This window comes from Duncaniella muricolitica (assembly GCF_910574735.1).
Classification (GTDB): domain Bacteria; phylum Bacteroidota; class Bacteroidia; order Bacteroidales; family Muribaculaceae; genus Duncaniella; species Duncaniella muricolitica.
Genome location: NZ_CAJTCF010000068.1, coordinates 1 through 24309 on the forward strand (window position 1 = coordinate 1; position 24309 = coordinate 24309).

The 24309-nt window shown below is 53.3% G+C and carries 19 protein-coding genes and 2 pseudogenes; 5 read left to right on the forward strand and 16 right to left on the reverse strand.

Features of this window, described 5'->3' with window-relative positions; genetic code table 11:
* Positions 1 to 195: 195 nt before the first annotated feature.
* The 10 genes and pseudogenes from QGT73_RS13420 to QGT73_RS13460 form a co-directional block, all read right to left on the reverse strand.
* Positions 196 to 942: a BatD family protein gene (locus tag QGT73_RS13420; RefSeq protein ID WP_280122757.1), complete on the reverse strand. Its 747-nt coding sequence runs from the start codon at positions 940 to 942 to the stop codon at positions 196 to 198.
* Between the two features lie 74 nt (positions 943 to 1016).
* Entirely contained in the window at positions 1017 to 2123 is a 1107-nt protein-coding gene (locus tag QGT73_RS13425) for a tyrosine-type recombinase/integrase (RefSeq protein WP_160217526.1), read from the reverse strand.
* Positions 2124 to 2249: 126 nt separating this feature from the next.
* Positions 2250 to 2861 carry a TetR/AcrR family transcriptional regulator gene (locus QGT73_RS13430; RefSeq protein ID WP_280122758.1) on the reverse strand — a complete coding sequence of 204 codons (612 nt, stop codon included), beginning with the start codon at positions 2859 to 2861 and terminating at the stop codon, positions 2250 to 2252.
* Positions 2862 to 3008: 147 nt separating this feature from the next.
* Positions 3009 to 7583 (reverse strand): annotated as a pseudogene (locus QGT73_RS13435) (helicase-related protein); the annotation flags it as partial.
* A gap of 77 nt (positions 7584 to 7660) precedes the next feature.
* Positions 7661 to 8837: pseudogene (locus tag QGT73_RS17545) on the reverse strand (N-6 DNA methylase); the annotation flags it as partial.
* The gene (locus QGT73_RS13440) at positions 8827 to 9279 is read right to left on the reverse strand and encodes a DUF1896 family protein (RefSeq protein WP_172205226.1); all 453 of its coding nucleotides are present in this window, start codon (positions 9277 to 9279) and stop codon (positions 8827 to 8829) included. The pseudogene QGT73_RS17545 and the gene QGT73_RS13440, both read right to left, overlap by 11 nt.
* Before the next feature lie 164 nt (positions 9280 to 9443).
* Positions 9444 to 11534, reverse strand: a complete 2091-nt coding sequence (locus QGT73_RS13445; protein ID WP_172205228.1) for a type IA DNA topoisomerase — start codon at positions 11532 to 11534, stop codon at positions 9444 to 9446.
* 59 nt (positions 11535 to 11593) lie between these two features.
* Positions 11594 to 13159, reverse strand: a complete 1566-nt coding sequence (locus QGT73_RS13450) for a DUF4099 domain-containing protein (protein WP_280122761.1) — start codon at positions 13157 to 13159, stop codon at positions 11594 to 11596.
* 19 nt (positions 13160 to 13178) lie between these two features.
* Entirely contained in the window at positions 13179 to 13529 is a 351-nt protein-coding gene (locus tag QGT73_RS13455; RefSeq protein WP_172205233.1) for a helix-turn-helix domain-containing protein, read from the reverse strand.
* Positions 13530 to 13532: 3 nt separating this feature from the next.
* Complete coding sequence (locus QGT73_RS13460; protein WP_172205236.1) at positions 13533 to 13892, reverse strand: helix-turn-helix domain-containing protein; 360 nt, start codon at positions 13890 to 13892, stop codon at positions 13533 to 13535.
* 208 nt (positions 13893 to 14100) lie between these two features.
* Between QGT73_RS13460 and QGT73_RS13465 the strand changes: the two genes are divergently transcribed.
* Complete coding sequence (locus QGT73_RS13465) at positions 14101 to 14394, forward strand: helix-turn-helix domain-containing protein (protein ID WP_068960796.1); 294 nt, start codon at positions 14101 to 14103, stop codon at positions 14392 to 14394.
* A gap of 39 nt (positions 14395 to 14433) precedes the next feature.
* Positions 14434 to 14739, forward strand: coding sequence for a helix-turn-helix domain-containing protein (locus QGT73_RS13470; protein ID WP_068960797.1), 306 nt, complete (start codon positions 14434 to 14436; stop codon positions 14737 to 14739).
* 81 nt (positions 14740 to 14820) lie between these two features.
* Here the strand turns inward: QGT73_RS13470 and QGT73_RS13475 are convergent, their stop codons facing one another.
* Both QGT73_RS13475 and QGT73_RS13480 read right to left on the reverse strand, forming a co-directional pair.
* Positions 14821 to 15183 (reverse strand): RhuM protein, encoded by a 363-nt coding sequence (locus QGT73_RS13475; RefSeq protein ID WP_068960798.1) that lies wholly within the window; start codon positions 15181 to 15183, stop codon positions 14821 to 14823.
* Positions 15184 to 15195: 12 nt separating this feature from the next.
* On the reverse strand, positions 15196 to 16431 hold the full coding sequence (locus QGT73_RS13480) for a site-specific integrase (protein WP_172205239.1): 1236 nt from the start codon (positions 16429 to 16431) through the stop codon (positions 15196 to 15198).
* Between the two features lie 340 nt (positions 16432 to 16771).
* On the opposite strand from QGT73_RS13480, the gene ruvX reads away from it, so the two are divergent.
* Complete coding sequence (gene ruvX / locus QGT73_RS13485; protein WP_280122762.1) at positions 16772 to 17188, forward strand: Holliday junction resolvase RuvX; 417 nt, start codon at positions 16772 to 16774, stop codon at positions 17186 to 17188.
* 117 nt (positions 17189 to 17305) lie between these two features.
* Positions 17306 to 17869 (forward strand): peptide deformylase, encoded by a 564-nt coding sequence (gene def / locus QGT73_RS13490; protein ID WP_280122763.1) that lies wholly within the window; start codon positions 17306 to 17308, stop codon positions 17867 to 17869.
* 125 nt (positions 17870 to 17994) lie between these two features.
* On the opposite strand, the gene QGT73_RS13495 is transcribed toward def, so the two are convergent.
* From QGT73_RS13495 to QGT73_RS13505, 3 genes are read right to left on the reverse strand one after another with little or no spacing between them, the layout of a single operon-like run.
* The gene (locus tag QGT73_RS13495; protein ID WP_280122764.1) at positions 17995 to 19002 is read right to left on the reverse strand and encodes an aldo/keto reductase; all 1008 of its coding nucleotides are present in this window, start codon (positions 19000 to 19002) and stop codon (positions 17995 to 17997) included.
* On the reverse strand, positions 19002 to 20546 hold the full coding sequence (locus QGT73_RS13500) for a pectate lyase (protein ID WP_425278404.1): 1545 nt from the start codon (positions 20544 to 20546) through the stop codon (positions 19002 to 19004). Before QGT73_RS13500 ends, QGT73_RS13495 begins: the two co-directional genes overlap by 1 nt.
* A gap of 60 nt (positions 20547 to 20606) precedes the next feature.
* Positions 20607 to 21146, reverse strand: coding sequence for a hypothetical protein (locus QGT73_RS13505; protein ID WP_280122765.1), 540 nt, complete (start codon positions 21144 to 21146; stop codon positions 20607 to 20609).
* 175 nt (positions 21147 to 21321) lie between these two features.
* On the opposite strand from QGT73_RS13505, the gene QGT73_RS13510 reads away from it, so the two are divergent.
* A complete protein-coding gene (locus tag QGT73_RS13510) occupies positions 21322 to 22794 on the forward strand; it encodes a sigma-70 family RNA polymerase sigma factor (protein ID WP_280122766.1) in 1473 nt (490 codons plus the stop codon).
* Between the two features lie 747 nt (positions 22795 to 23541).
* On the opposite strand, the gene QGT73_RS13515 is transcribed toward QGT73_RS13510, so the two are convergent.
* Positions 23542 to 24309 (reverse strand): transposase (locus QGT73_RS13515; RefSeq protein ID WP_280122767.1); only part of this gene is annotated, 768 nt, incomplete at its 5' end.

A 24309-nucleotide genomic window follows, 5' to 3' on the forward strand; every position in this document is an offset into this window, starting at 1 on the left:
AGATAGGGGATTTGGTTGTATATAGTCCCCAATCATCAATTTGCCAAAGCGAGCAATCAAAGTTTGCAATATAGTTTTTTTCTTCCATTTGTTTTTGCGAATAATGTATTTATAAGATCACCCGTAGGTGCTGTTTATTGTGGTAAACGTCACCCGGCAGGTGTGTTTCCTAATCTCTAATAGCTGCACCTTTTGTTAATGCCTCTTTTTGCACTTTCGTGGTCGGAGTTTATATGCTTTCCCTCCAAAGGTCAGTTTCTCGCAAGCTACTTTATAGCCTTCGCTGTTAAAATAATACCGGTAAACATATTCTTCCTTGCCTTCTGAACCTGAATAGGATGTGCTGCTTGGACGGGTTGTTTCCCCGTTAATTGACAACAACGGAGGATTCTGATCGGGACGAGTATTGCAGGTAAGGGTGGCACAGTATCTCACGTAATCTCCGACCAGTTGCTCCACATTCAAACTGCATTTCAATCTTTTTCTGTCCACTCCGGCAGGATTTACATGCACACGACATTCAGGAGTGGTATAGGTACGGTTCCCTACCGTTACAGATGCGGCAGGGAGCTGAATCTCGCCGCTTTTCCTGAACCGCACAAGATAGCTGAAACAGGTTTCATCACTCTTGCTTCCCACTCCGTTCACAAGTGTGTAACTGCTACATTTATGTTGTTTCGGACCACTCACCACTTCAATGTTGTCATTGAATACCGGATAAGAAGCCGTGTCGAACTGGGAATTGACCAAAGCATACGTCAGTTCCACCACTTGTCCCGCACAGATTTCCCGTATTGTGTCTGCCTTTATGTGGAAATACACGGAGTCTGCGGTAGTCGAGGCGTACACTCGAACTCCCGAAAAAAATACATACATCCATATACAACAGATCTGTATGTTCCTGATTGACTTTCTTGTTATGTATCTGACCTCTTTTTTCATTTATTGATGTATCATATCAAACATTGCCGTAATCTATTCTTTCTTACTCTCACTATATAATGACGGGACAACATTCATGAATCGTCCAATGAATCAAGCGGATTCGGTATGCTCGACTTGTGGGCACTCGTGACATGGAGATAGATGCTCGTAGTCTTGATGTCGTTGTGTCCCAAAAGCTCCTGAATGGTTCTCAGGTCCGTACCTTGCTCCAGTAAATGGGTGGCGAAAGAGTGCCGCAGCATGTGTACGTGTACCCGGTGCTTGATGCCCGCACGATCGGCGGCTTCCTTCAACACTTTCACCAGTGCGCTTGCCGAATACTTTTCTCCGGGGGTATCGCCCTCGAATAGCCATTTCTTCGGACGGTATTCCTTGAAATATTCCCGAAGTTCGCACAATACCTTCTCCGACAGCAGCGAGTAGCGGCATTTTTTGCCCTTGCCCATAATGCGAATCAGCATACGTTCGCTCATAATATCCTGCGGAGTGAGGTTAAGCAACTCGCTCCTTCTCAATCCTGCGGAATAAATCAACGAAATCATACAGCGATGCTTGCGGTTTGCAAGGCATGAAAGAATGCGCCGCACCTCGTTGCGGCTCAACACTTCGGGCAGGCTCTTGTACTCTTTGGCACGGGTGATGCCGCCGTAGTATTGCCGTTTGCCGCCTTTTACCTGCTCGTAGTAGAACTTGATGGCGTTGATGCGCATATTCTGTTGCGACACCGAGATTTTCTTCTCGTTCACAAGATAGAGTATGTACTTGTTGATGTCCGGCACTTTCAGACGGTCGATGTTACGCCCCTTGTGATATTCCATGAAGTCGCTGAAATAAGCCTTGTAGGTCTTGACGGTCGAAGGGCTATAACGCTTCTGTTCCAGCAGTTCAAGATAGCCTTTCGGCAGCACATATTCCCGTTTTGGCTTGGGATGGCGTACATATACACGGCTGTAGTCAATATAGGCGTGCGGAGAATAGCGGTCATAGAAGGCGGGAAGGCGGAAAACGGTGGCTGGAATGTAGCCGGAGCCGTCCACGACCGCAGCCACGTCGGTGTCCTGTGCCAGTAGCAGGGTTATGGCTTGGCTGTCCGCGTAGTCCACCCGGATGCACTCCTCACCGTTGTACCTGTCTTTATGCAGGACGATGCTGCCACGTTGTTTTAGTATCTTATCCATAATTTCCCGGCTATAGATTCCATGACCCCAAAATTAGCGAAATAATCCGAAAAACAAACCGATTGGTTTGTTTTTAACACATAAAAAAAGCGGCTGAAAACACAAAACCGCTCGAATTTTAACATTTCAGGCTTTTAACAGCGAATAGACGAAGCGCAGTTCCCTTGCAAGCCGTTGTATGTCAAGCCCCCTCAAAAAAGACTGCTCAAAGGACAGACCGAAAAACACCTGCCGGAACATCATGGCTGTGTCCTCGATGTCCACATCCTGCCGTATCTCCCCGGTGTCCTTTGCCGACTGTATGGCGGCTCTCCAAAACTCGTAGTCCTGCCGGAACAAGCCTGCTATCTTTTCCTCCACATCCGGATAATAAAGCCGTACCTGCATCATAAGATGATAATAATAGAAATTGAAGCTGCATCCTGCCGGATTGTTGCCGTCATCAAGAAGCGATATGAGTTTCCGCATGGTCTGTTCCACACCTTTTATATATTGTTCGATAAATTCCGACAGGGTGGCAGCCTTGAACCGGAACTTGTTTGCCACCGACTGCATCCCGAACACATATTTATCTATAACCGCCACGAAAAGGTCCAGTTTTATCGGATAATAATACACCAGCCCGGCTTTCGTCAGCCCGCAGGCTTTTCCGATTTCTACCTGACTTGCCTTCTCATAATTCATCTTGGCGAAAACGCGCAGGGCGTTTTCAAGCACTTCTTCACGGTTGGTTATCATGATAAAATTAAATTGATTGATATTTATCTTCCAAAGATAGGACATTATCTTGAGATACAGGTAAGAAACGCTGAAGAATCTTCCATATTCAGATAGATAGACCGACCGCGTCTGCATAACAGTGCGGCCGGTCTGTAATGGCATGGGTCATATCTTTATCCCTTTCGGGCGGTTTTCATTCTTTAACTGAAAACCCGGACGTCCGATGATGACACGGTCGGCAATTTCATTGCCCGATGGACTTCGTTCATTCATTGGGTTGCGAATCCGGGGAGCTTCCTCGGTGTGCTGTGGCGGCACGTTCCGTACACCTTCCGCATCCGGTCTGACCTCCTGCCCGTCGTTCTCCTTTCCGGCGGCTTCCGGCGTGGGCGGTGCAAGTTCCAGCTGTATCTTGCGGTCAAGCGCGGCAAGTTCGGACTTCAACTGTTTCAGCTCGTCCTCCTTTTTCCACACCTTGCCCGCTATCTCCTGCAACTGCGGAATCTCCTTTTCCAGCACCTCGTTCTTTGCCTTGTACTGGTCGATGGTGGAGGGTATCTTCTCCAGCGCGTTCAGAAAATTGCGTGCGGCGGCTACCGGGTCAGCCATCGCCAGATGCCCGTTGTTGTAGGTGTACTTGTAGTTTCCCTCCACCACAAAGCGGTTGTCGGTAAACTCCAGCCCCTCTTTGAGCATCCTTTCGCTGACCACCTTTATCGGGAATCCGTACAGCTCCCCGACAGCCTTGTACAGCCCGCCCGTCGTGGCGTTCTTGGCTATCTCCTGCAAACGCTTTCCGAGAACCTTCTCGTCCATTGAATCCACGCCGTCCAGCTTGACAAGATTAAGGCGGCTGCCTTCCTTATCTGTCTGCACAACGGAAAGAAAACGGTTCCAGTCTTCCGTCATGGCTTCGATGACCGCCGTATTGTTACGCAGTTCTCCTGTTTTGGATTCCAGCTTGAACTCCGAATCGCGTTTGCCCTTGTTGAACGACTTGCGTTCCCCTTCGAGCGATGCAATGCGTTTCTCTAATTTCGCCTTGTCCAAAAGGTCGGTATTGCCGGATAGCAACGCCATGTACTCCGAGAAATTCATGCCCGATTTCTCGTCCATAGCCCCCTCGTCGATGGTACGCGCGCCCATCGCCCCGCTTTTGAGCTGCGAAATGAACGTCTGCTTGCAGTGCAGCAGGTTGAACTTGTAGCTGTCCAGCGACTTCTCCACGGCGTAGATGATGACATCCACGTTGTTCCCGGCAAAATGCTTGGCAATCTCATTTCCGGCTCTAACTCCCCGTCCGTCACGCTGTTGCAGGTCGGACGGTCGCCACGGTGTATCGAGGTGATGGATTGCAACACACCTTTTCTGCGCGTTCACACCCGTTCCGAGCATGCTCGTGGAGCCGAACAGCACGCGCACAGTCCCGGCGTTCATGGCGTCTATCACCGCCTTGCGCGCCTTGTCGGTCTTGCACTCCTGAATGAAGCGCACCTCGCTTGCCGGTATGCCGTAGTCCTCCGTCAGCTTCCGCTTTATCTCGCTGTACACGTTCCACCCGTCGCCCGGCTGGTACGTGCCCAGATCCGAGAAGACGAACTGCGTTCCCTTGTGCGCGTCGTATTTATGGTAATACTCCGCTATCATCTTGGCGCAGTGGCTCGCCTTGTTGTCGGGATGGTCTTCGTAGTTCGGGTCTATCATGCGCATATCGAGAGCCATCTTGCGGGCGTAGTCGGTGGCGATAAGCATCTTAGCCTTCTCCTCCGTTTCAGACAGCGGCATTCGGCCCAGCAACGTCGCGTCGCCCGTCTTCGCAAATTCCATCAGTTGTTTGATGAAATATTCTTGGTCAGGTGTAGGCGGTATATTGTGAAGTATCTCGTTCTTGTGCGGACGGTCCACGCCCACGTCCTCCGCCGTGCGATAGTCGGTTATCTCGTTGTAGAAGGCGGCAAGTTCCGGTACTTTGATAAAATAGCGGAAACGCTCTTTTTGCACCACATTGTTCGTCACGTTGAACTCGAAGTCGGTCGTCTTCTTGGCGAAAATCGCCGCCCATGCGTCAAAGCACCGGATATCCTGCCGTTCCAGCTCCTTCGGGCGCAGGTACTTGAAGAGCAGGTACAATTCCGTCAGACTGTTGGAAATGGTCGTACCGGAGAGGAATGTCGCCCCCAAGTCCTTGCCAGTACGCTCCTGTATGGTGCGTATGGCAAAGAGCATATTCAGGGCTTTCTGGCTTCCTTCCGAGTTTCCCAAGCCTGCCACGCGATCGTGACGGGTGTTGAATGTCAAGTTCTTAAATTGGTGCGATTCGTCAATGAAGATATGGTCGATGCCCATCTGCTTGAAGTCCACCACGTCATCCGTGCGCAATTGGATGGCGTGTTCCACCTTCTCCAGTTTCGCCACAAGGTTGTGCTTGCGCTTTTCCAGCCCTTTCAGCATCGCCCGCGACACGTTCTTGCCCTGCTGCCGCAGGACTTCGAGGTTTTCCTCCACCGTGTCAAGCTCCGCTTGCAGGATGCGCTGCTGCAACTCCGGCGACTGCGGAATCTTGCCGAACTGGTCGTGCGACATGATGACGCAATCGTAGTCGTTGTTCTTGATGTTGTTGAAGAAACGCACGCGGTTGGCGGTCGAGAAATCCTTCTCGGAGGCATAGAGAATCCTCGCGTTCGGATATGCCGCCTGATAGGTGGCGGCAATCTCCGCGACATTGGCTTTCAGCCCGATAATCATAGGCTTGTGCGCCAGATTCAGACGCTTCATTTCATGCGCTGCAATGCACATTATCAGCGTTTTACCGGTTCCCACCTCGTGGTCACAAATGCCACCGCCATTCTGTTTGAGCATCCAGACGCAATCCTTCTGCGACGGGTAAACACTTTGAATACCCCGGCTTGCCAATCCTTTCAGATTGAGATCGGGAAAGGTCTGGTGCGAGCCGTCATACTTCGGGCGCACGAAACAGTTGAACTTGCGGTTATACATCGTCGTAAGCCTCTCCTTGAACTGCGGCGACTGCTCTTCCAGCCATTCCGAGAACCCGTTGCGGATCTCGTCGATCTTGGCGTTGGCGAGCTGTATGCCCTCGCTGTCGCGCACCTTGATGTCATTGCCATGCTCATCCTTGCCGATGGACTTCATCATGTCGGGGCAGGTATTGTGCAGGGCGTGTTTCAACAGGTGCATGCCGTCATAGTTCCGGTAATAGCCCTTCACTAAAAACTCGTCCGTGATTTTCATGGTGCGGTAGCCGCACGCCACCGAAAACTCATCCATGCTTGCGGAGTAGGCGATTTTCACGTCCGTGTCGAAAAGATGGCTCATGTAGGCGGCATACACGCCCGTCGGAATCCAGCGTTCCCCGAAGTTGAAGTCGAGGTCCTCGAAGGCGATGCGCGGCGGCTCCGCTTCCTTCAAAGCCTCCAACGCCTCCTTCACCTCCGGCAGCCGTTCACTTTCGGGATTGCCGCCCATCCATGCCTCAATGCGTTCCGCCTTCTCTATCACGTTCCCCGCGATGAACCTGTCCTTTATCTCGTAACCGGTTACGAGCGGGTTGTAGAAGACGCGCCCTTTGAGGGCGTCAAGCAGTCCCTCCTCCGTGCTGTCGGTTATCTCCCGCATATAGCCGAGATTGACCGTGCCGAACTTGTTGAGCGATGCGGAGAGTGCCTCTTCGGGAGAGCTTACGTTGGCATGGCTCTCCACAGAGAAGGAAACGGGACGCTCGAAAATGTCCGCCTTGACGAACCTGCCGTCCTCCGCACGTTCCAGCGAAAGGATGTCGCGCCCTCCGGCATCCATCATCACCAGTTTCACGTTCTGCTTGGCGTTGAGATTGCCGTAGCGCATGACGAACTCGTCATAGCATGTGTTCAACGCTTGGCGTTGCGCAGACCCTTCATCGTGATACTCAGCCTCATAGCGGTAAAGTCGTTCGTATGAATCACGGAGTGACACATACAACATCGCTTTCTCCTTCTGATAGCCGGTCAGGTCAAGCGGCTGGAATGTCGCGCCGTAAGGCGTGATGTCTTTCAGGTAGCCGAGATTGCGTGAAGCGTCCAACACCATCGAGCCGTCACGATGGTGCGGCTCCAGCATACCATTAAACGGACGGGGAGAAAGGTCGAGAGGTTCCTCCTTCGGCTTTTCCGTTTCAAATTCCGGGAAAAGGGAAGTCGCCGGTTTCACACTTGCATTATTGTCCGTAACGTGATCGGGGGTGACTTCCTGCTGTGCTTCGGGCTGTTTCCTCGCTTCTTTTTCCGGTATGGCAGGAGCGGCTTTTACATCCGTGCCGCCCACCCGTTGTTTCTCCTGATGTTCCGCAGCCAGCCTTCGAAGCTCCTTTCGCCGTTCCGGTGTCAAACCCATCATCATCTCGTAAAAGCCGTTGATGGGAGGATTGGTTTCCCAGTCCAGTGTGGCATAAATATCGTCAGGGTCGCTTTGTTTAACGGTATTCTCCGGCTTTGTTTCCTTGTTCCCGTTTATAGCTTTGGCGGTTTCAACAGGAGGTACAGCCGTAACCTGCGGCTTGGGATTAGGTACAGTTCGTTTTGTCGTGTTTCCTTTCTTCGCTGTCTTTTTCTTTTTGACAGGTTCTTCTATGGGCATTCCCCAAAGGTCAAGCAGGGAGAGCTGCACGCCCGCCTGATAATTCGGTTTGCGGGGCTCTATCTCCGGCTTTTCCTCTATCGGTTGCGGTTTTTCGGTTCGGGCTTCTTCCGTCCGTGCCGTAATTGTCGCTTCCGGCTTCATGGCTGGCTGTTCCGGCTTGGTTTCAACGGCAACCGCTTTTCGCTCCCCCGCTTGCCCGATTGCGCCCGAATACAGGCGCATGGCAAGCCTCATGTGGCAGTCCTCGTCAAGCATACGGCGCAGGTCCTCCGCGATGCCTGCTGTCTTGCCCTCGTGCGTATAGACCATAGCGGGCTTGCCGTAAGGGTCGGTGTCGAGTTTTGCGGTCGTATGCACGATACGTTCGGGATGGCTGATGAAATAGGCGTTGTCCGTCAGGTTTGTCTTCGTGTCCGTCTGTATCACGGTCATCAGCCGTTCGTCCTGCGACAGTTCCGTCTTGCGCAGGTTCTTTTGCAGTACGATAAGGTCGCTGCCCACCTCTGTCCCCGCATTGTCCGAAAACAGGTTGTTGGGCAGGCGTATCGCCGATACCAGATTCGCCTGACGGAACAGCTCGTCGCGCACGGAGGTCTTGGAGCTGTTCAATACCCCCTGCGAGGTGATGAACGCCACGATGCCGCCGTCGCGCACTGTGTCCAGCCCTTTCAGGAAAAAATAGTTGTGGATGGCTTTTTGCGCCGAACGCCTGCCGAAAGATTCGCTCCTTTGAAACCCGGCGTCGAACACGGCTATGTCACCGAACGGGATGTTGGACACCACCAAGTCGAAATAGTTGTTGAACGGCTTTTCGATTTTCTCAAAACCGTCTATGCGCATCTTTTTGTCGGGGTGGAGCTGCCGCAGGATAGTACCCGTGAGGAGGTCTTTCTCAAACGCCATCACATCCGCATCGGGACTGTGCCGCAGCACAGCGTCCACGAACACGCCGACACCCGCCGACGGTTCCAGCACGCGGGCTGGGCGGACGCTGTAATCCGCCAGCACATCGGCTATGGTGTCGGTTATCTCTTTCGGGGTGTAGAAGGCTGTCAGCACGGACGCTTTCAGCGAGTCCACATACCGCTTGTACTGCGTATCGTCCTTGCTGTTCCCGCGTACCAGCCTGTGCAGTTCCGCAGTAGGGGCAAACAGTTCGAGGTCGGATTTCGCCCAGTGGACGGCGTCCGTCAGTTCCCTTGCCGGGTTCAGGATACATTTCAGCCCGCCGAAACCGCAATACTTTTGAAGTACCGCACGTTCTTCGGGGGTTGCCGTTCTCCGTTCCCTGTCAAGGATGAATGCCGTCCGTATCGCCTCGATATTGTCCCGCAGCCGTTGTTTGCGGTTAAACGCCATACTCGTCGATATAAAGGACGACAGCCCCCGTCAGCTCCGTATAGAGCAGGTCGTAATCGGGCGACAGGGCGAAATTGTCGTCCGAAAGGTCATAGACGGAGAATACGTTTCCGACAAGCGGCAGCAGCCTTTGCAGGAAGGATTCGCGCTCTGATTCCGGCACTTCACCGGCAAACTCGTTTTCTACGACTTCGCGCAGGATGGCGTACTTGGAGTAGCGAAGCCCCTCCGTCAGCGTGCGCATCGCCAGTTCCTGCGCACCAGCAGCAGGATAGCCTTCGAGCATTGCCCGTTCATACATTCCGGCGGCACGGTCGGCGCGTTCACGGATGAAGGCTTCGTCGGTCGCCTGTTCAAATTTGTTCGTTCTGAGATAGTCCAGCAGGTACAGACCGTAGTAGGAAAAATCGGTCTGACCCTCGTTTTTCTTCTTGTTGTTCATTACTTTGGAATTTAGTGGATTGATAATGACATGGATAATCGTCTGAAAAGGAGAAAGAAAAGGCACTCGGTATCCCTCCGAGTGCCACCACTAAATCCAAAGTATGAGTGTAATCCGGTATCGAAGAACAATTCATTACTCTGAACCAGTGGCAAAGTTACTCATTATTTTCTTCTTCTCGTAGAGGTTGCCTTATTTTTCCTTTCGGGGAACACGAAAGTCGTGTTGTAGTCCCCGTCAAAGGCGACTATGGCATCGAAACCCTTGCCCTGCTTGCTCTTGAAGCCTTTGAGCAGCTTCGTGTGCCCGTCGGTGAGCAGGTCTTTGATCTCGTCGTCGGAAAGGGTGCGGTTCGCTTTCAGCCGGAACACGGGCAGCCCGCACTCCGCGTTGTCGCAGCGGACAACCTTGCCGTAGAACTGCATCATGCCGGTTCCGCACTTGGGGCACTTGCAGCCGGAATCCCTGCGGGAGAACAGCTTGTCGCACGAGAGCAGTTCGGAGGTGATTTCGCGTGTGTAAGCCTCTATCTCCTTGCGGAAAGTGTCGGCGGGCAGCTCGCCACACTCGATGCGTGCCAGATTCTTCTCCCATTCGCCCGTCATGGCGATGTCGGCGATGCGCATCGTCTTCACGACCGAATGGAGGGCAAGCCCTTTTTCAGTCGGCACAAGCGACTTCTTGCAGCGTTCCATGTAGCCGCGCTTGAAGAGCGTTTCGATGATGGCGGCGCGGGTGGCGGGCGTGCCGATGCCGCAGTCCTTCAAAGCCTGACGCAGCGCGTCGTCCTCTATCTCCTTGCCTGCTGTTTCCATAGCGGACAGCAGGGTGGCTTCGGTATGCAGCGGCTTGGGCTTGGTCTTGCCCTCCGTGATGGAGCAGCCTTTCAGCGGCAGCGTGTCGCCTTCCCGCCAGCCGGGGATAGCGGTTTCCTCCTTGTCTTCCACGCCATAGACGGCACGCCACCCGGCTTGCCTGATGATGCAGCCTTTTGCCACGAACTCCACTCCGGCACATTCCGCCGTGACGGTGGCGGTGTCCTTGACGCATTTTTCGGAGAAAGCCTCGATCATGCGCCCGGCAATCATCTGATAGACGGTATTGTCTTCTTTGGAGAGGAACAGCGGCTTCTCGCCCGTGACGAGCAGGGCATGGTGGTCCGTCACCTTGCCGCCGTCCACGCTGCGGCGTGTCGGCACTGCCTTCGGATTGACTTTCTCTTTCCATTCGGGCAGGCTGCCGATGAAGGCGAGCAGCTTGGGGATTTCGGCGAACACGTCTTCGGGGATGTAGCGGCTTCCGGTTCTCGGATAGGTGACAAGTTTCTTTTCATAGAGCTTCTGCGCGATTTCAAGCGTCTGTTCGGCGGTGAAGCCGTGCTTGGCGTTCGCTTCCTTCTGGAGCGTGGTCAGGTCGTAGAGAAGTGGTGTTTCCTCCGTCTTCTCCTTGCGCTCGGCTTTCGTGACGGTGGCTGTGCCTGCTTCCTTTACCTTATTATATAGCGTTGTGGCAGGTTCTTTCTCTTTCCATTTCTCGGAAGAGGAGAACTTCACCACTCCTTCGTCGCAACCGTCTGTTGCGATATGGAGCTGCCAGAAGGGTTCGGGCGTGAAGCGGCGGTTCTCCCAATAGCGTGCGCACACCATCGCCAGCGTGGGTGTCTGCACCCGCCCGACGGAATATGTGCCGTGTCCGGCGGCGATGGAGAGTGCCTGCGTGCCGTTGATGCCCACGAGCCAGTCGGATTCGCTCCGCGCTTTGGCGGCAAGGTAGAGGTTGTCGTATTTGTCGCCCGCTTCGAGGTTGCGCAGTCCCTCGCGGATAGCCTTGTCGGTGAGCGAGCTTATCCAGAGGCGCACGAAAGGCGTGGTGCATCCGGTGTAATGGTAGAGGTAGCGGAAGATAAGCTCCCCTTCGCGTCCGGCATCGGTCGCCACGATGATCTGTTCGCTTTCCTTGAATAGCCGGGTGACGGTCTTGATCTGCGACACCACGCCGCTGTCGGGCTTGTAGCCCTTGTCCGTCTTTACCTGACGGGGGACGAGCGTGAAGGTGTCGGGGATGACGGGCAGGTTGTCGCGGACGAAGCCGCGTATGCCGTAGCCGTCGGGCATGGCAAGCTGGACGAGGTGTCCGAACGCCCATGTCACGGCGTAGCCGCCTCCCTCGAAATATCCTTCCTCTCTCTTTGTCGCGCCCACGATGCGGGCGATCTCACGTGCCACGGATGGCTTTTCTGCAATGATTGTCTTCATATTTTTCTGTCGTTTTGAATTTTACAAATGTTACTTCGGATTTAGTGGCGGACACCGGATTACATCTTCATGCCCTTATTGTTTCTTTTCTGCTGCTGTTGCTGCGCGGTGTCCTTCGGGGCGGTCTGTCCTTTCTGCAACGGCTCTTTCAGATTCTTGGTCGCCTCGTTGGTCTTGCCCTCGCTGTTCACCGCCACCTGCGTGCGGCTCTCGTTGGAGGGTGCGACCTTCTGCGCGTTGTCGGGGTCGGTGTCGTAGCGGTACGGGCGTCCCTTCTCCGGGTTGAACCTGATGTACATCGTGGCGTGGAAGCCCTGCTTGTCGGTCACGTTCTCCAGTTTCACGGCTTTGCCCGCCACGTAGTCGGCTTTCTGCTGCTCGGTGAACTCAACGCCGCTCCATTTGCTGATGGGGCGGATGCTGCCGTCGGCGTTCGTCCACGAGTTGCGGCGTTGCCCGTTCTGTATGGCTGCGGCGTTCTCCGCGTCCTGTGCCTGTCCCTGTATGGGATTGTTCTTGGCTTCCTGTGCCTGTGCGGCACGGGGCGACCTGCCGGTCCCCGGCACGAACTCCACGCCGCGCTGCTCTACGTTCACCTGAAGGGTGGTGACGAACTTCCTGCCGTCCTTGCGCTCGATAAGTTTGTCGCGCACTGGCAGCCCGGCGCGGAGCATGTCCTGTTCCTGCTTGGTGATTTCCGTCTTTCCGATGCGCTCCGGTATGCGCACCTTGTTTGCCGGGATGTCGGTAATCTCGTTCGTCTTGCGGTCTATGCTGATGAACGAGGGGATGATCTCGCCCGTTTCCCTGTCCACGAGGTCCACGACCCTGCCGAGGTTGCCCGTTTCGCGCAGGTTCTTACGGTCTTCATCGGAAAACTTGTGTTCCTTGTACTCGTCGAGCTTCTGCTCCTTGCGGATGAAGTGCGGCACGAGGCTGATATTGCCGTCGCTTTCCTTCTTGAAGGAGAGGCGGGCGTCCAGCTCGAAAGCCTCGCCGCCGAACTTGGGCGACACTCTCACCAAATCGGACTTGCCGTAGTTGAGCATCTTGGTCAGGTCGCCCGACTTCTCAAGGTCGTCGCGTCTTACACCCCATTTCTCTTCCAGCTCCTGCCAGTTGATCTTGCTCTCGTCGATGGGCTGGTAGCCCCGGTTGCCCTGCGTCTGCTGCGGGCTTTCCTGATTCTGTTCATTTTTCTGTTCCATCTCTTCCTGTTTTTTAGGTTCTTCCTGTTTCTGTTCCGGCTTTTCAGCCGCCTGTTCCTCCTGCACCTTCCGTTCGTAATCCGAGGTGTCCACTTTGTGGGAGGCGAGCATCTCCTTGTTGGCGTCGGGGTCTTTGAGCAGTTCCTTCATCACCTCCAGCAGCTTGTCGGCTTGGTCGGCCGCAATCCGGTAGAAACCGAAGCGGCTGGGTTCCTTGCACTGCCGGAAGAAGTTCTTGAAGAAGTTGTCCAGCACGTCGCCGTGGCGGTCGAATTGCAGGAAACTCCGCGCGTTCTCCGCTTTCGCGGGGGTGCGCTTTGGTGTGCCGTCGGCGTTCAGCCCGGCTACCACGCTGATCTCGCCCGTCTTCTCGTCGCGGACTATCAGCACGTCCTTTTCAGTTGTTTTCTTTGCCATTTGAAAAATGTTTTAATGGTTATTTTTGAAAGAAATTATGGATACGAGCCTTGTAGAAGGCTATATCTTCTTTTTTGAAGTCCTTTACGTGTCCGGAAAGGAACGTCAGCACGTCCTCCTCGCTGTAATAGGTCTTTTTGCCGAGCGTCTTGTACGGCAACGCGCCGATACTGCGGTAGCGTTGCAGGGTGCGCTTGCTGATCTGGAGCAGCATGCAGAGGTCCTGGTTGTCGAACATCCTGATACGGTCCATCGGGTCCGGGGCTTTGCCGGACGGCTGCAAGGAGAGCAGCAGTTCGTCCTGACGGTCGAGCCGTTCCGTCAGTTTCCGCATCCAGCTCTCGAAATTGTTTCGGGTAAGCAGTTCCATACGTCACGTCCTCCTTCCTTTGGGTTTGCCGCCGCCCGTGCGCAGCGTGTGGTTGCGTTTCATTTCCGTCGGTGTCGCCGCGTCTTCCATGACGGTGCAGTCCGCAAGCAGGCGGTCGATTTCAGACTGGCGGTAGCGGCACTTGCCGCGCAGCACTACATAGCCGATGCGATGCTCGCTGCGCATACGCTGGAGGGTGCGGCAACTCACGTTCAGCAGGTGCGCCGCCTCGCGGGTGGTGAGCAGCCTGTCGGGGGATTCTCCCTTGCTTTCTCCCGAAACGGCACGCACGTGTGCCGCTATTTCGGCTATCTGTTCCGTCAATGCGGTGAAGGCGGAACTTTCCATCGTTATTACTTTCATATTCAGTTCTTTCTTTTGGTTTCTGTGGCAAAATTCGGCAATAAACCAAAGGGGCTTTAACAGCTCACTACGTGTCTCACGTAAGATTTTTATGGGAAATGGCTCCGTAACCCGGACAGGCGGCGCAACAAGCTGCCTTTTAGCGGGAAACGATATGTGTTCACGGGGCTGGCGTTACCTTTGCGGCAAACTCTGAAATGTTTTGCTTATGGAAATAGTATCTATCGAGAAAAAGACCTTCGAGATGATGGTGGCGTCCTTCAACGCCCTCTCGGAGAAGGTTGCCGCCTTGAGACGCAGGAGCGACGGAGGGCGGCTGGAAAGGTGGCTCACGGGCGAGGAGGTCTGCGGGCAGTTGAGGATCAGCCCGCGCACGTTGCAGACGTTGCGCGACAGGCGGCTTATCGGCTACTCGCAGATTAACCGCAGGTTCTATTACAAGCCGGAGGAGGTTAAAAGGCTCATTCCGCTTATCGGCACGCTCTATCCCGGCGCAAGATGATTTGATTTTTATTATTCACAACCCACTGAATCCGAAGTTATGATGAACGAGAACAATGAAGTGTTTACGATGGAGGACGAGCCGCTTGCCACCGTGGTGCAGAATATGCGCAAAGGCTCCAAATGGCTCTCCGCCTTTCTGGAAAGTTACCGCCCGCCGCTGGACGGGGAGCGTTACCTGACGGACAGGGAGGTGGCGGAACTGCTCCGTGTCAGCCGCCGCACCTTGCAGGAGTACCGAAACAACAGGGTGCTGCCCTTTATCCTTTTAGGCGGGAAGGTGCTTTACCCCGAATCGGGGCTGCGGGAACTGTTGGAAGCGAATTACCGCAAGCCGCTGGAATAAAAGAAGCCTGAAAACGAAAAAAAGGAAACGGACAACTCAAATTGGGCTGTCCGTTTCCTTTTTGTTGGCACGTATGCGTGTTCAGCAGTATCCGGCTTTTCCGTTCTGTATGAACATCACGTATGCCTGCCGCTTCTCCTTCGAGAGTGCCTTGCCCACCAGCCACGTGCGGAACACGTGTGTGCAGTAAGTGTTCAGCCGGAAGGCGACGGGAATGATGATTTCAAGCGAGTAAACATCCGCGTACAGCCCGTTTTCAAGTTGTATGTAGCGGCACACCTCGTAGTCGTTCAGCACGTCCGTCTTTAGAACGGCCCTGATGGCGGCGTTCACTGCCGGGACGCCCGTGTGGAACAGCCCGGCGATTTCTCCGGCGGTCATCCATACCTCGTTACCGGTTACGCAGACCGCCTTGTCCTCTATGATGATTATGTCACGTTTCATGGCTTTTCTTTTTTAGATGGTGCAACCTGCAAATTCCTCAATCGTGTTCAATCTCGCGGCAAGGTTCTCCATGTCTTGGTTGAGCTTCTCTTTGGTTATTTTCGCGTATATCTGCGTTGTCTTTATGCTCTTGTGCCCCAACATGGAACTTACCGTTTCAATGGGCACGCCGTTGGATAGGAACACCGTCGTGGCTGCCGTGTGGCGGCTCTGATGCCACGTGATATGCTTGGTGATGCCGCAACGCTTGGCGACGGCACGGATTCCGTACAGGCAGGTCATGTAGTGTGGCACGGGGAATATCCTCCCGTCCCCGCACAGACCCCGGTATTTGTCGATGATGCGCTTGGCTATGTCAAGCAGCCGGATATTGGAAACGACACCTGTTTTCTGGCGGTTGATGTTTATCCACTCGTGTTCGTCGAAATAGGTGCGGATATTCTCTTCCGTCAGGTTGCGCATGTCGGCGAACGACAGGCCCGTGAAGGCGCAGAACAGGTATAAATCACGGTATAGCTCCTGCTTGGCGTTCTTCAGTTTGCCCTCCATCAGCAGCCGGATTTCCTCTTTCGTCAGGAAGCTGCGGGTCGTTTCTTCCTTCTTGATTTCATACTCCCTGAACGGGTCGCGCGTGAGCCACTCGTTGTTGATGGCGATGAACACCATCGTCCGGAGCGGGCAGACATACAGCCACACGGTGTTGGTGCAGCAGTGTTTGTCAGTGCGCAGGAACATTTCAAAATCGGAAATGAAAGCGGGCGTAAGCTCTTTCAGGGCGATGTCCTTCACGCGGTAGCGGATGGTGAGGAACTCTTGCAGGTGCTTGTAAACGGTCTTGTACTTCAAGAGCGTGCCTTTGGCTTTCATACCGGCCTCCACCTGTTTCCCGTAGTCCTCGTTGTGCTGCCGGAACACCTGCATCAGCGTGTGGTAGCGGTGTTCCAGTCCGAGAAAGGCGTTCTTGACCTTTTCCGCTGTGACGAAGTTGTCACGCTCCATGATTTCCTGATAATGTTTGTTGATGCGCACACGCATCTTATCGAGCATGCGGTTCGTTTCGAGTGCCGCCGTGCTTCTGCCCGTGACACGTCCCCCTTTGGTGTCCCACAGCTTGGGATCGACGGTCAGTTTGCAACTGAACTGCGTCTGGCTGCCGTCCACCGTTATGCGTCCCATGACGGGCACTGTCCCGTCCTTTTTCACTACCTGACGCTTGAGGTAGTAGATTACTGAAAATGTACTCTTCATCGTCCTTAATTTTTTGGATTCAAAATTAGTTTGTGAAGAGCCTGTTGTCGGTACGCAAAACACGGAGGAACGGCGCAATCTTTTTCCGTAACCGGATTTGTTGCGTGGGTTGTCAATAACTCACTAATCCTTAACGTCTTGTTTCGCTGTCCGTGTCCGTTTGCCGCCCTTTCAGGCATGGTTACGGACAAGTAACGTAGCGGCGTCCTGATTTGGCTTCAGCGGTGATTGCGATGGCTTCACGAATAATCGGATGCACGACTGAAACCCCTGTAACTCAATTCTATCACTATATCTTTCCGCATTTCACTTTTTTGTAGTAACTTTGCAGTCGGAAATTATGGGAAGGATTCTGGCCATAGATTACGGTAAGCGTCGCTGCGGGCTCGCGGTGACCGACCCTTTGCGCATCGTGGCCACAGCCCTGGCTACGGTCGACACCCCCAAACTCCAGGATTATCTCAAGGACTATATGAGCCGCGAGACGGTCGACGAGATTGTGGTGGGACTGCCGACCACCATGCGCGGCGAGCCTTCCGACTCCATGCGCTACATCACTCCGGCCCTCGGACGCCTGCGCAAAGCGTTTCCCGACATGCGTTTCACCATGTGGGACGAACGCTTCACCTCCACCCTCGCCCACCGCGCCATGCTCGACGCCGGCTACAAGAAATCCGACCGTCAGGACAAAGGTGCCATCGACCGTATGGCCGCGGTGATTATCCTCAACTCTTATCTTGGCTCAATCGGTAATTAGCAATTACTGATTCGTCCGGCTCTGACCATATTTTAAATAATCAATCATATTTAAGTGATAGCCAATTAGCTCCAGCCCCATTGCTAATTACTAATTGCTAATTACTAATTGAATAAAATGCGTTTACCAGTATATCTTTACGGCCACCCGGTGTTACGCCGCGAGTGTGCCGACGTAGAGCCTTCGCGCGAAGGACTCAAGGAACTTGTCGACAACATGTTTGCCACCATGTATGCCAGCGAAGGCGTAGGTCTTGCCGGCCCGCAGGTGGGTCTTGCCGAGCGTATAGTCGTGATTGACGCCGACCCGGTCAAGGATTCTTTCCCCGAATGCGAGGGACGTAAGTTTGTGCTCATCAACCCCGAGATCGAGATACTCGAGGGCGAGACCGTCACCCGCTCGGAGGGATGTCTGAGCCTGCCCGGCCTGTCGGAAAATGTGCCCCGTGTCGAGCACATACGCCTCACATGGGTCGATGAAAATTTCCAGCCCCACGAAGAGGAGATTTCCGGTTTTCTGGCCCGCATAGTTCAGCACGAGTGTGACCACCTGGAGGGACGTCTCTATATCGACCACATCTCTATGATACGCCGCCAGCTCATCAAGAGCAAGCTCAACAACATCATCTCCGGCCGCACCCGTTGCGACTATCCCGTCAAATACGCCCCCAAGAAGAGATGAATCTCTTCTTAGTTGAAAGTTGAGAGTTTATTAAAGGTTAAAGAGTTAAGCCCCACGGCCACATTAGGCCGCGGGGCTTCTTCAGTATCAAAGGTGCTGTGACGGACTAAGGCAGGACTCCGAATTTACTGTCGTAATAACACCTCGTCTATCGCTGCAAGTTCGGTGGCGGTAAAAGACGTATTGTCCACACATTTGAGCGAATCGGCGAGCTGCCCGACCGAACTGCTGCCCACTATCACCGAAGTGACTTTACTGTCTTTCAGCACCCAGGACAGCGACATCCCGGCCAGCGACTGTCCGCGGCCGCGGGCTATGTCATTGAGACGGCGCAGTCGGGCCACAAGCCCGGGAGTAATCCTGTCGGCCGTCAGATGCGCTCCGCGTGCCGCACGCGAGCCGGCCGGAATGCCGTTGAGATAACGGTCGGTCAGCACACCCTGCTCCAGAGGCGAGAATGCCACAAATCCCACGCCCGACCCGGCCGCCTGACTGAGCACTCCGCTACGCTCCACCTCGCGGTCGAGCATATTGTAACGCCCCTGATAGAGCAGACACGGCACATCACGTTGCGCCAGATAGCCGTAGGCAAACTCCGCCGCCTCGAGCGGCCACCGCGAGATGCCCGCATACAGAGCCTTGCCCTGACGCACCACGTCGACAAGGGCCTGCAGGGTCTCCTCGAGCGGAGTCACCGGGTCATAGCGATGTGAGTAAAACACGTCGACATACTCGAGATTCATGCGTCGGAGACTCTGATGGAGCGATGCGAAGAGATATTTGCGCGAGCCCCAGTTGCCATACGGTCCGGGCCACATGTCATAGCCGGCCTTGGTGGCGATAAACATCTCGTCGCGATAGGGACGGAAAGAGCCTTCCATCACGCGGCCGAAGGTCTCCTCGGCCGAGCCGTAGGAGGGGCCGTAATTGTTGGCAAGGTCAAAACTCGTCACGCCATGGTCAAAGGCATAATGCAGCATGTCGCGGCTCACGGACAGCGGATTCACATCGCCGAAATTATGCCATAGGCCCAGCGACACGCGCGGCAGCAAAACGCCGCTGCGCCCGCATCGCTCATAGAGCATCCCGCTGTCATATCGGTCGGCAGCGGCATTATAAGGTGGATTTATCATTATTTCTCGTTATGATTGTCTTTCAGGCATATTGAGTTGAGATACACCTCAAGATTGGTGTATCCCTCGGGGCTGAGAGTCACGGCCGGGCCGTCGGCCGGGTCGAGGGGATTGAGCCAATGCTCGATTTCCCACAGGTCGGGAATGCCGTCGCCATCGGTGTCGCGCAACTGCTCGGGGGTCACGCCTCCGTCTGTCAGTTCGGGCCACGGGCTGCTCCAGCCGGGCTCCTGCGCGTCGGCCGGCACATCGATCAGACCCGGCTTGCGCTCGGCATCCTCCGCCACCGAACCGCGTCGCGAGGCTGTGCCCTCACGCGTCTCGGCCACTATGCGGCGGTCGATGGCATCGCGGCGCAGCGAGCATCCCGCCCCGGCCAGCACCAGCTCGTAAGCCTCCTCGGGCGTATGGGTTGTCACGACACCAGCGTCAAGCGGCTCCGAAAGGCGCAGCCGAGGGAAAAGTTCGGCCGTATACAAGCCGTCATAATCACCCTCGGAAGCCTGTTGCAACACCCCGCGGGTCCAGTTGTCGGCCGTCACGTCGGGATCCCCCTCCATGACATTGCCGTCGATATAAAACCGGCCCCAGCGGTGCCACATCCTGTCCCACACATTCGGTTTGGGAGTATCATGATGAGTATAGGTAGTGGTGCGCACGCCTATCGAAAGTATGCGGTGGCCCACCGCGAGATGACGCGGAGTGGCAGGGCCGGGCTTATAGTAATTGTTGACCAGATTGCAGTCCATGCCCTCAGCCCCGTAGCATCCCGAGCCGGCCCAGTTGTATATCACATTGTTGCGCATGTCCACATGCTCGCGCTCCTGCGTCACGGGGTGAGGGCCGAGTCGCGGCGCGCGGCTCTCGTGATGGGCCAGCAGATTGTGGTGAAACGAAGCATGGTCGCCGCCCCATATGGCCCCGTAGCCGTGGGCACCCTTGTGATGGCCGCCGTTGCGCAGACTCTCCGACGAGATGCACCACTGCACGGTGGTGTTGCGTCCGCCATACACGGCACACGTCTCGTCGACCGACCAACTGATGGAGCAATGGTCGATAATGACGTCAGAGGCCTCGTTGGCACCCAGACCGTCAGGCTCGCCGGGCCCCTCGTTGCCCACACGGAAGCGCAGATAGCGCACTATCGTATTGTCGCCGCGCAGCGACACCTGCCGTCCGGCTATACATATGCCCTCGCCGGGAGCGGTCTGTCCGGCCAGAGTAAGATTACCGTTGGTGATGCGTAGCGGCTCTTTGAGAAATATCGTACCCGCGACGTCAAACACCACTGTGCGCGGCCCCTCCTGCATCACGGCATGACGCAGAGTGCCGGGCTGCTCACCGTCCTCGAGAGTGGTGACATGATACACCGCGCCGCCGCGGCCGCCTACGGCATAGCGGCCGAATCCCTCGGCCCCCGGAAAGGCCGGAAGTCTCTCGGCCAAGCCGCTAAGAGGGATGCCGGCAAGCAGCAGAGCCACGGGCAACGTCAATCGGCGATGGAGAGAGGGCAGCAATGTCTTGGAGATATTCAAATAGTTCATGGTGTGTTTTGTGATATTAGACTCTCACAAAGTTACTCATTTTTTTCAAAACATAAACCGTCAGCCTATCGCTCGCCATCGGGCCTTGGCCTTGGCCGCCCCGGCACGACGAGCCTCGGCCCGACGCTGGCGTCGCGACTTCCTGACCGTCACCGGTGCGTCAATCTCCTTCTCAAAAGCCTCGACAGCCCCGGCCGGAAGCTCCCGTCCGGCCGCACGCGCATATGCCTCGAGCGACTCGGCCATCGCTTCGGCATACTGACGGCGGCGCGTAGAGGGGTCAGGCACACCGTCGGCCGCCAGTGTCGACGAAGCCTGACACACCTCACCACCCTCCGCGGCAGCCTTGCGGCGTCGCGCATTCTCACGCGCTCTGACCGAACGGCGCATAGCCTCGTCGAGCTCAAAACGCAGCATCTCAAAGGCCATGCGCTCCGCTTCATCAAGCTGCTCTATACACCTGTCGGTATATCCCGCCAGATACAACTGCATGGCTGCTATCATACGCCTGCGTGCATCCTCATCGGCTATCACGCTCTCTATACGCTTTACAAACTTGTCATACGACCTTGACGACACATTAAAGGGGCATTTTTTCATGACTGTACAATTTTAATGCCACAAAGTTACACATCGCCCTGCCCCAAAAAGGTGCGATAATGTCGCACAGCCACCAAAAAATTCTCACCCCCCGACACCGCGATTAGCATTAATTAACAATCGATGATGCAGTATTTTATCTACATTTATATCATATTGTAAAATTGTATGGTAAATGACTGACATTGTCGAGCAGTGTATTAAAGGTGACCGTAAAGCCATGGAGACGCTTTATATCACCTATACCCCAATACTGATAAAATTTATCCTTCGTTATGTTTCTGACACATCAGTGGCCGAAGATATTTTACATGATGGTTTCATAATCATTTTCTCGCACCTAAAGTCGCTGAAAAAGCCCGAAAAGCTTGAACAATGGATGAAAACAATCATGAAAAATCTTGCATTAGCTCATACCAGTCAGTCAGACTTCCACATCGCTCTTGATGACTCAATCATAAACAATATCTCAGATTATTCAACTCAACCATATGTTGAACATGAGATTTCTTATGAGGAGCTGAACAAAATTATTGATAGTCTCCCGATTGGCTATAAGAACGTTTTCAGACTTGCTGTCTTAGAACACAAGTCACATATAGAGATCGGAAAACTGCTTGGCATTTCACCAAACTCTTCTTCTTCACAGCTTCATCGGGCTAAGGCATTATTGCGCAGATTAATAACCAAGCGCAACATGCTGATTATCGGTTTCGCGCTGATCCCCATAACAATTACTGTCCTCTATATCCCAAGCAAGAAAAGACAGACCATAGCCTTTATTCCCGATAATCCTCACGATCTGAATGTCAATCTCCAGGCTTCTCAGACCTCATCTCCTTTACAAAAAAATCTCCCGCCTGCAAATCCGAATAAAACAGACTCATGTTATGCTGACAGTCACGATATTCACACATCTGATTCGGTAATCATATACCCTTCTCAACAGGCGAATACATCCGAAGTTAAGCGGGCCGCCTTGCGACAAGACGTTTTATCTTCCTATCCCCATGCTCAGGTTCGGCCCAAGTCAAAACCAACATATAGTATCTCTATCTCATTCGGAAGCAATCCTATAACCGGAAATACTGTAAATTCACATGACAATCAGCAAAATATAACCACAGGGATAGCCCCGGACGCAATCATACACCACAATAACCCGTATTATCTTTCTTTAAACATCTCCTGTAATATCTCCAGACACATTGGAATTACTTCCGGCATAAGCTATGTCTATCGCTCTTCCGATATACTAAGACAAAATCCATATCAGACCGAAAAAACTACCCTGCAAGGACAATTCGTATCTCTACCTATACAATTGAACTACTACTTTGTAAATTTACAGCAACTTTCATTCTACACCACTGCAGGCATGACTGTTGACATTCCGATAAGTGTGTCAGCTTCCGACAGGACTGTATACGAAGACAATAGTTGGACATCTTCACCAATTGATTACAGTATCAGACCACAAGTGTTTATGACAGGCGGAGTCGGATTTGAATATATGTTCAATTCTACCTTAGGTATATATCTCGAACCGTCTATAAAATACCGACTCACAAGTGATCCTGCCACCAATCTTCTTTTTGAGAAAAACATCGAGTTATATATTCCTCTCGGTCTGCGATTAAAATTCTGACGTAACCACGTTTTTTATTCAATCTCCATGCAGTATTCACCACATTTCAATATCATAAAGATATAACACTATCTCAAATATGAAGCATTTGATAATTCTACTCCTCCTGCCATGTTTATGCGCATGCTTGAACAATGATCCGATATCGGACTTTAATTCCCCCGTTGAGTATGACATTCCTAAGGGTATACATCTGTCAGACCATAACGGGGAGATTTTACTCATTAATAATGATCGGGAATTAAAGACTGTATTCGCGGAGGATTATCCACAATTGAAACCGGTTAATTTTCATTATTATCGTGTCCTAATCATCAATGGACATTCACCATACGGCATTGAATCCATCGACCATAAACTCCATGACAATAATCTGACCATTAATATCTCCCAAACAATAGCCACAGTCGTTGAGCCATGGACTGTCGCCTATATAATCCCTCGGGATATAAATCCGGCAGACATAAAAATCAGCATAAATTACTCCAATGATAAAGACATAATATAGCAGCGAGATACTGACGTTATTCAAATGGGACAAGCTGAAATTCCCGTTGCATCATAGATTAAGAATACGTTGCAGACTTACACAACATGCCAAAATAGTGGCCCGAGACGAAAATTTCGGTGCATATGTCAGAGGATTAAATAGTGCGACCGAAGGCGTCCGACAGGACGCAGATTTGATAGTAACCGTTTACTCTGACCTGCGCAAGGATTTTAGATAGAAATTAGTGTAAAAATATGTTAATACTCAATTTTTAATCTCGGGTCTCTTGGCAGGTAGGCCGGGTCATATAGTTCTCCCTTTTTCACGAGTGTATAGAGGATTTTCAACAGACGGTTAGCCACATTGTTGAGGACCACATATATGTGTTTGTGTTCGATCTCATGTTTCTTCATCTTGTAGACACGCATCTTCTCAAAATGCACTACTGCCGAGCGCGCACACATAAACAGCAGGGACTTTAATTGTTTATCGCCCATGTGAGACACATGATTCCCTTTATCAGATTTGCCTGTGGCGTTCGGGAAAGGTGAGATACCTGCGAGCGTGGCACATTTCTTTGCTGTGCTGACCCTCTTGAAGTTATCGGTCTTTATTATCAGTTCTGTCGCAGTGACCGGACCGATCCCCGGTATGCTCTGGGCTATAACGGAGGTCTTAGACAAGTTGTCATCGTCGTCAATCAACTGGGCCATCTTCTGTTCAAGAGACGAGATCTGGATGTTGAGTTGCTCCATCATCTCCCGTTTTATTTTCTGTGCGGTATCACTCTTCTCGGGACGGCAGTCATCGCCCTTGAGCATCGTCTGGAGCTGTTTGCGTTGCCGTACAAGCAAACGCCTGGTCGCATAAAGCTCCCTGAGCTCGTAGATTGTCTCGGAGGGAAAGTGTGTGTCGTTCAGCTTGTCGGCATATCGTTCGCCGTACTCCCGTATACGCGCTGCATCCAACGGATCACTCTTGCCACGTATCAGGCCCATGCTGTGTCTGATCTCATATCCTGAGAC